Source organism: Occallatibacter sp. (assembly GCF_049802275.1).
In the GTDB taxonomy this organism is placed as follows: Bacteria; Acidobacteriota; Terriglobia; order Terriglobales; family Acidobacteriaceae; genus Telmatobacter.
On sequence record NZ_JBARMD010000415.1, the window covers coordinates 1 to 1,826 of the forward strand.

A 1,826-nucleotide genomic window follows, 5' to 3' on the forward strand; every position below is an offset into this window, starting at 1 on the left:
GCAACCTACCTCGGCGTAAAAGGAACGCACGGCGTACAGCAATTCCTGCCCAACAGCTATCCCCTCGGTGCCGCCAATCCCTGCCCCGCCTGCTCTGCGGGATTCGTTTACGAAACCTCGGGCGGAAATTCAACGCGCCAATCCGGCCAGCTTCAGTTGCGGCGCCGCCTTCGCGGCGGATTCGCTGCATCGCTCCTCTACACCTACTCGAAGTCGATCGACGACGACGCCATGCTCGGCGGTCAGGGACATCAATCCAGCGCTTCCCAAACTGATTTCTCAGCGGCCTCATCCTCGTCATCCTCTAGCAATACGCAGGTCGCGCAAGATTGGCTCGATCTGACAGCGGAACGCTCCCTCTCCTCCTTCGACCAGCGCCATCTCCTCAATCTGCAAGCCCAGTACACCACCGGCCAGGGACTCGAAGGTGGAACACTACTCGGCGGTTGGCGCGGTCGAGCATTGAAGGAGTGGACGCTGCTGATGCAGTTGAATGTCGGAACCGGCCTGCCGGAGACGCCGCTCTTCCCCGCTGCCGTCCCGGGCACTGGCTGGCTCGGCCCATTGCGTCCCAGCCTCACCGGCGCGCCAGTACAAGGCGGACAGACTGGCGCGCACGTCAATGCATCCGCCTACACGACACCCGCACCAGGCACCTGGGGCACTGCGGGCAGAAACTCCATCACCGGGCCAAACCAGTTCAGTCTCAACGGCGGCATGCAGCGCACTTTCCGACCCAGCAAGCGTTTCTACCTCGACGTACGCATCGACGCCACGAACTTGCTGAATCATCCTGTATTCAGTAGCTGGGTCACGACATTGGAAAGCGCGCAATTCGGCCTGCCACAATCCGCAGACGCGATGCGAAGCCTGCAGACCACCATGCGGGTGAGGTTCTGACCATGCGCAAACTCGTCGCCCTGCTTCTCGCTTTCATCTTCTCTGCCTCCTCCTCCGCGCAGCAAGTCGGCCAGAATCGCCCTGCCAACGCGCAGGATACCTACACCATGTCGGTGAAAGTGCAACTCGTAGTCGAAGCTGTCGTCGTCAAAGACAAGCAGGGCAATCCCATTCGCGGCCTTACGGCAAAAGATTTCGCCGTAACCGAAGACAACGTGCCGCAGACCATCAAGTTTTGCGAGCACCAGGATCTCGCGGAAACCGCAAAGCCGCTACCCGTCTCAAAACGCAGTGAAGAAGATCTGAAGATATATAAGCGCCTCGCCCGCGAAAAAATTGCACCCGAAACCATAGACAACGAGCACTACAAGAATCGACGCCTCCTGGCGCTCTACTTCGACATGTCCGCCATGATGCCGGCAGACCAGATGCGCGCTCTGCAGGCAGCTGAGCAGTTCATCCGCACGCAAATGACCTCCGTCGACCTCGTGTCGATCATGCGCTACAACACCGGATCCGTCGACATTCTTCAGGACTTTACCCAGGATCGCGATCGCCTGCTCAGCATCCTCGAAACCATGATCGTAGGCGAAGGCCAGGACTCAGCCGAAGAAGTAGATGACGCCAGCGCCGCAGACACCGGCGCCGCCTTCGGACAGGACGACAGCGAATTCAACATCTTCAACACCGACCGCCAGCTCTCCGCCCTGCAAACTGCCGCGCATATGCTCGGCCAGCTCAACGAGAAGAAGTCGCTGATTTATTTCGCCGGTGGCATGCGCCTCAATGGCGTCGACAACCAGGCGCAGATGCATGCCACCGTCGACGCGGCCATCAAGGCTGGCGTGTCTATCTGGGCCATCGATGCCCGCGGTCTTGTCGCGCAGGCTCCCCTCGGCGATGCGACGCAGGGCTCGCAGGGGAAC

2 protein-coding genes are annotated in these 1,826 nt (G+C 60.3%); both read left to right on the top strand.

Annotated elements, in window-relative coordinates; genetic code table 11:
• A partial coding sequence (locus tag WA354_RS14530; RefSeq protein WP_472813736.1) for an outer membrane beta-barrel protein occupies nt 1-900 on the top strand: 900 nt, incomplete at its 5' end.
• A 2-nt stretch (nt 901-902) separates the two neighbouring features.
• Nucleotides 903-1,826, top strand: a 924-nt coding sequence (locus WA354_RS14535) for a VWA domain-containing protein (protein WP_472813737.1), incomplete at its 3' end; no start/stop codon positions are given.